Annotated in this window: 4 protein-coding genes, 6 tRNA genes and 2 rRNA genes; all 12 read right to left on the reverse strand. The window is 39.5% G+C overall.

Going from position 1 to position 6,440, the window contains the following annotated elements; genetic code table 11:
• Positions 1-24: 24 nt before the first annotated feature.
• Entirely contained in the window at positions 25-861 is an 837-nt protein-coding gene (gene ahlS / locus C9J36_RS16780) for an AhlS family quorum-quenching N-acyl homoserine lactonase (protein WP_066165223.1), read from the reverse strand.
• A gap of 34 nt (positions 862-895) precedes the next feature.
• Positions 896-2,068: an iron-containing alcohol dehydrogenase gene (locus C9J36_RS16785; RefSeq protein WP_107943833.1), complete on the reverse strand. Its 1,173-nt coding sequence runs from the start codon at positions 2,066-2,068 to the stop codon at positions 896-898.
• Entirely contained in the window at positions 2,069-3,499 is a 1,431-nt protein-coding gene (locus C9J36_RS16790) for an aldehyde dehydrogenase family protein (protein WP_107943835.1), read from the reverse strand.
• Positions 3,500-3,642: 143 nt separating this feature from the next.
• Positions 3,643-4,635, reverse strand: coding sequence for a LacI family DNA-binding transcriptional regulator (locus tag C9J36_RS16795; RefSeq protein WP_268807893.1), 993 nt, complete (start codon positions 4,633-4,635; stop codon positions 3,643-3,645).
• A gap of 203 nt (positions 4,636-4,838) precedes the next feature.
• A tRNA-Lys gene (locus C9J36_RS16800) sits at positions 4,839-4,911 on the reverse strand.
• Positions 4,912-4,928: 17 nt separating this feature from the next.
• Positions 4,929-5,003 (reverse strand) — tRNA-Gln (locus C9J36_RS16805).
• Positions 5,004-5,017: 14 nt separating this feature from the next.
• Positions 5,018-5,101: transfer RNA gene (locus C9J36_RS16810), tRNA-Tyr, on the reverse strand.
• 15 nt (positions 5,102-5,116) lie between these two features.
• Positions 5,117-5,192: transfer RNA gene (locus C9J36_RS16815), tRNA-Val, on the reverse strand.
• Positions 5,193-5,224: 32 nt separating this feature from the next.
• Positions 5,225-5,299 (reverse strand) — tRNA-Glu (locus C9J36_RS16820).
• A gap of 357 nt (positions 5,300-5,656) precedes the next feature.
• A tRNA-Asn gene (locus C9J36_RS16825) sits at positions 5,657-5,731 on the reverse strand.
• Positions 5,732-5,958: 227 nt separating this feature from the next.
• A 5S ribosomal RNA gene (gene rrf, locus C9J36_RS16830) occupies positions 5,959-6,074 on the reverse strand.
• Positions 6,075-6,324: 250 nt separating this feature from the next.
• Positions 6,325-6,440, reverse strand: a 23S ribosomal RNA gene (locus C9J36_RS16835); the annotation flags it as partial.

Genomic DNA, 6,440 nt, shown 5'->3' on the forward strand with positions numbered 1-6,440 from the left:
ATATCTGCTTCCCCAACAGCCCTATTATTCGTAATAGCCTTCCGTAGATTTCACGAAATTTTTAAATTGATTTGAATCATGTCCAAACCAAACCTCAGCATCATTTTCAGTGGCGAATTTACGAATCCGCTCCACTGTCGAATTATAACCCACGGAATCATAAATAATACCCGGTGGCTTGACTGGCGGGCCATAACTTTCCGCCGTATAAACGGCATCGGATGCTAGTAAAACATTACCATGACCAGGCAGCTCAACATGTAAGCCAAGCATACCATATGCATGCCCCGGACCAAAATTAATAATCTTGATTCCTTCCACCAGCTGTACCTCTTTTTCATGCGGCTTTATTGTGCGCCAGCGTAATTGATTTTGAATCCATGCCATGACATCACCCCAAATATATGCACCCATATCACGCGTCATCGCAAATTGCTTCATAACACTCGACAGCTCTGAATCATGCACGATAATTTCCGCATTTGTAAACAACTCCAAACAGCCTGCATGGTCTAAATGCAAATGTGAGGCAATTACATATTTAATATCCTCTGGTCGTACTTTTAATTGCTCTAAACGATTAATCAAATAACATTCTTCGCTCGCAAATGTTGGGAAGGCCTTTTGTATTCCTTCAGGCCAACGCCCATCTTCCCCCATACCATCGGGATTACAGCCTGTGTCAAATAAGATTTTCCCTTCTGGATGGTCAATTAATACAGCGTAAATCGGAAATTCTACAAACTCTGCTGGTGGATTAGGATTATCAATTGTCGCAGGGTTATGCATGGCAATCATATAATTTTTATCCATCTTCATTGTTCCAGTGTCTAATACATATAACTTTTTGTTATTACACATTTTTCTATCCCCTTTGCTGTTTGATTAATTCTATTTATTTGAAAACGACGGCATCATATGCTGCCTTATAAATAGCAAAAATATCATCCTTCCCTAACGGCATCGGACTGCGCGCTAGGAGTCGCGTTTGCTTTGCTGCATCCTCCGTTAAGCCGGTAAGTGCCTCTTCACTAATATCGAAGCCTTTCAAGCTTGAAGGGATACCTACATCTTCAACAAGGCGCTGCAATTCCTGTACACATTTATGCGATGCCTCCTCCTGTGATAAATAGCCACTATTGAAGCCCATAGCATTATAAATGTCTTTCATGCGCTTTTCACAAGATGGACGGATATAGCCCATTACATACGGCAATAAAACCGCATTGGAGTCACCATGCGCGATATGGAATTGTCCACCCAATGGATAAGCTAGTGCATGTACACCCGCAACACCTGCATTGAAAAATGCTAGGCCCGCTAAATAACTCCCATAGCTCATATCGATACGTGCCTGCTGATTTTGCCCATCCTTTACCGCACTACGAATGGATTGGCTAATTAATTGTATCGCCTGCAATGCTAATGCGTCAGAAACCGCACTAGCATTTTGCGATACATATGCCTCAATCGCATGAGTTAAAGCATCTACTCCCGTTGCCGCTGTTACTTTTGGTGGTAACGACATTGTCAACTCTGGGTCAACAATCGCTACATCTGCCAGCAAATAGTCATGTGTTACGACATCTTTCGTACTTTCTAATGAAACAACAGCAATATTTGTGACTTCTGAGCCAGTACCAGATGTTGTAGGAATTAATATTGTCGGCAGCCCTTTCTGTTCAATGGAGCGAGTAGCGCTTAAATTTAAGTAATCTTTGACATCACCTTCATGCACTGAAATTACGCCAGCTAATTTAGCTAAATCGAGCGCACTCCCCCCACCTAGCCCGACAACGATATCATTTTGATGTTCCCTTGCGTAAGCTACTAATTCCTCCGCTACAGCTACTGGGGGCTCTGGCACAACCTTTGTATAAATATTGATAGTTAAATTCAACTCTTCAAGCAGTGCAATGATTTTTTGCGTTAAGCCCATTTCGTGCAAGAAAGGATCTGTCACTAATAATACTTTTTGACCTTTTAAGCGTTGTACCTCTTGCTGTAAATAGCTAAGGGAGCCCCAGCCTGTGTAACTTAAAGGTACAAATGTAATCTTTTCAGCCATCTATAGTCCTCCTTCTTGATTCCAAATAACAAGCTTTGTTTCCGTCATTTCCTGTAATGCATATTTAAGTCCCTCTTTGCCTGTTCCACTTTGCTTTACACCACCATACGGCATTTGATCAACGCGATATGTCGGTATATCGTTAATGATAACACCACCTACTGAGAGATTTTTCGATGCTGTAAAGGCCGTTTGAATATCCTTCGTGAAAATACCTGCCTGCAAGCCATAATCTGAATCATTAATAGCTTCGATTCCCTCCTCTATTGAAGAAATCTTATTTATGCTTACAATCGGTGCAAACACTTCCTGACAGCTAACTTTCGATTTTCTGTCGACATTCGCTAAAATTGTAGGTAATAAAACACCATCTTCCACCTCGCCTCCGTATAGAAGATTTGCACCTTCTGCAATTGCCTCAGTAATCCACTGTATTGCTCGTTGCTGCTCCTTATCATGAATCATGGCAGATATATCCGTCGTTTCATCGAGCGGAGAACCTATTTTCAAGCTTTGTGTTTGAGCAATCATTTCCTCAACAAATGCAGCAAACACCTCTTCCATTACATAAATCCGCTGTAAAGAGATACATACCTGCCCCTGATTAGAAAATGCACCTGTAACGCATTTTCTTACTACATGCTCTATATTTATATTGCGGTCAACAATTAATCCAGAGTTCGACCCTAATTCAAGTGCTAAACGTTTCAATCCCGATTTTTCTTTGATTTGAATACCGACTGCTGGACTACCCGTAAATGTAATCATTTTCACCTTATCGCTCTCAACAAGTGCATCACCAACGATACCACCACTCCCTAGCACGACATTAAATGCACCTTTAGGTAAATCGGTACAATCAATGATTTCTGCTAAAAACAACGCAGATAGTGGAGTCTGTGAGGCAGGTTTTAGTACAATCGTATTCCCAGCAGCAATTGCTGGTCCGACTTTATGCGCTACTAAATTTTGCGGAAAATTAAAGGGCGTAATAGCAGCAATTATTCCTAATGGCTGCTCTAGCGTATAAGCAAAACGATTTTCCCCGGTTTTCGCTGCATCCATTGGAATCATTTCCCCAATAAGACGCTTAGCCTCATCACCAGCGAAACGATATGTTTCAATTGTGCGGTCTATTTCGCTTAGCGCATATTTTAGAGGCTTCGAACTTTCCCGGGAAATAATTGTAGCTGCCTCCAAGCGCTTGCTAGCAAATGCCTTAGCAATTGCATAAAGGATATTCGCCCTTTCTAATGCAGTAAGATTAGTCATTGCTTGCTGTGCCCTTTGAGCCGCCTCCACAGCCGCTGATACATGCTCTCTTGTTGCTTGTGGTATTTTCGCTATTACTTCCTTTGTGTAAGGTGATTTTAACTCTGCATACTCGGCTGTAGAAACCCATTCACCATTGATATACATTTTTTGTTCCAAAATATACACCCTTCCCAAACTTCTCTATTCTAAATATTCTGTTATGAATACGTAACCATTTTGTTATAAAAAAATATGCTTATATCCTACAAATATCTCCTGATAGGGCTCAGGAGAATATTTGTAAGAACAGAATCTTCGCCTTAGTTTAATCGCTTCACTGTTTTCCTATTAAAAAGTTTAACAGATTCAGTTATATGAACACAAGAATTTTTTTTATTTTCAATCATTTCAACTAATTTAACAATAGCGATTAATCCTAAATTTCTTTCCATCGCATGTCCTACTGTCGTTAATTGAATTTGTTCATATGCCGCCAATTCAACATTATCAATCCCAATAACACTAATATCCTCCGGGATACGAATATCGCGCTTTAATAATTCATCAATGACATTTAGCGCTATCGAATCAGATGCACCTATTATAGCAGTTGGGGAATTTGGCTGCTGGAGCAAATAATCAATTCCCTCACTAATATTTGCACGGGTTGTATTGGAATGATAAATATATGCTTCTGGCAACGCTTCTCCTAAAGCACGCAGCGCCCCTCTAAAACGATTAGCGTACGTACTAACCGTTAAATGCCCCCCTATATAGGCAATATGTTGATGTCCTAAAGCCTGCAATGATTGTGCAGCAATAAAACCTGCTTGTTCATTATCAATTTCGACAAAATTTTCATTTGATTGGTGCTTACGGTTAAATGTAATAAAGGGAATGTTTAATTTCTTTAGCTTTTCAAAAAACGGATCTTCATACAATATACAAGATAAAATGATTCCATCTACTTTGCGCTCTAAAATTTTTGAATAGGCATTTTCTAATTCCTCATCCTGTACAAATTGTACATCGACTTTATAACCTTTACTATTTGCATAATTAACAATAGCCGCAGTAGTGTCCGAGAAGAAAGGATTGTGTAGCGGACCAGATAATAGTGCAATTGTATTTGTTCGACTAGTCACAAGCAATCTTGCCTGTTCGTTAGGAATGTAATTTAATTGTTCAATCGCCTTCAACACCTTATCAACCGTTGAGGCCTTTACTTGTTCAGGTGTATTCAAAACCCGGGAAACCGTCGTCTGTGACACACCAGCTAATTTTGCAACATCTTTTGACGATACGATAACTATTTCACCTCTACAACCTCAATCTCTATTTCTAAGTAAGCAATATTCATCAATCTTTAGTTTAACATATTATTTTTTATTCTTCTTTAAAAGATAAACTACGCCTTATTATAATTACCATAGGAGCAATGTTTTGAAGATATTAATATAAAAAAACAGGGGCTATTTGAAAAGATATAATCTTTTCAAATAGTCCCTGTTAATAATGAGCCATGAAGGACTCGAACCTTCGACCCTCTGATTAAAAGTCAGATGCTCTACCGACTGAGCTAATGGCTCAAGAAAAAACAAAAAAATGGCTGGGGTACTAGGATTCGAACCTAGGCATGACGGAATCAAAATCCGTTGCCTTACCGCTTGGCTATACCCCAATCATTTTCAAAGATGGTGGTGGGGGACGGATTCGAACCGCCGAACCCTAAGGAGCGGATTTACAGTCCGCCGCGTTTAGCCACTTCGCTACCCCACCGACATAACACTTGAATGGTGGAGGATGACGGGTTCGAACCGCCGACCCCCTGCTTGTAAGGCAGGTGCTCTCCCAGCTGAGCTAATCCTCCATATATGAGTGTTACAATTATTTAATTTTAAATGGTGACCCGTACGGGATTCGAACCCGTGTTACCGCCGTGAAAGGGCGGTGTCTTAACCACTTGACCAACGGGCCAGTTAAAATATCTCAAACAAGACAAGAATTATAATACCATGTTTTTTAGATTTGTACAAGCCTTTTCGATAAATTTTCATCCTAATTTGCAAATTCTTTTTTAGTGAAAGCCTCAAATTAAAAATTAGGGCTTTTTTCATTGTTAGGAGCTAAATGCTTGTTTTACTTATTTTAAACTTTATTGAAGTTTGACACTTTGCTAAGTAAACAACGATATGTAACACTGATTTTAGATTAATCTACTTCGTTTAGCTAATCAAGGAAAATTCGGATTAAAACTAATAGTGGACCTGTTAATTCTACCTCTAAAAATAATGCTACTATAATTTTTTCATTTCAATTAATAGGCAAAAAAAATGGCTCCGAAGGCAGGGCTCGAACCTGCGACCAACCGGTTAACAGCCGGTTGCTCTACCACTGAGCTACTTCGGAACGCTAATATTCATTTATGCACTTTGTATAAGCTACTTAGTACATTTATTATTATAACAATCATTTTAATTATTACAAGTGCTTTTTTCAAATAATTAAAACTTTCGATTTAATTCACTATTTACTCATATTATCGATATGTTTGCGCTATCAATTACGCTTCAGCTAACTATTAAATCAAGATAAAAAAAGCCACTACTGATTAATTATCAGCAGCGACTTTTTACGCGAAGCAATGTCCTACTCTCACAGGGGGAAGCCCCCAACTACCATCGGCGCTAAAGAGCTTAACTTCCGTGTTCGGTATGGGAACGGGTGTGACCTCTTTGCCATCATTACTTCACTTGCACATGGATGTGCTGGCGTCTACGTTACCACAGGATGTGGTGCTTTTAGTAGACGTTCCTTACTCGGCTTCCAATCTACTGCACTACTCTTCGTCAACTGCACTCGCTCATTCAGTCATGTACTTTAGTACATTCCTTCAATCGCTCCTTTGTTTCCTCGATTAGTTTGTATCTTGAAATCCTTATTTTTAGAAAGAGTTTGTTCTTTCAAAACTGGATAAACGAACATTGAAATAAGTTTTAATTGTGGTTAAGTCCTCGATCGATTAGTATTCGTCAGCTCCATGTGTCGCCACACTTCCACCTCGAACCTATCTACCTCATCGTCTTTGAGGGATCTTACTTACTTGCGTAATGGGAAA

Source organism: Metasolibacillus fluoroglycofenilyticus (genome assembly GCF_003049645.1).
In the GTDB taxonomy this organism is placed as follows: Bacteria; Bacillota; Bacilli; order Bacillales_A; family Planococcaceae; genus Metasolibacillus; species Metasolibacillus fluoroglycofenilyticus.

Excerpts from the sequence above, each read along its gene's own strand:
- ahlS (WP_066165223.1), bottom strand. The coding sequence starts at position 861 with ATGTGTAATAACAAAAAGTTATATGTATTAGACACTGGAACAATGAAG.
- C9J36_RS16785 (WP_107943833.1), bottom strand. The coding sequence starts at position 2,068 with ATGGCTGAAAAGATTACATTTGTACCTTTAAGTTACACAGGCTGGGGC.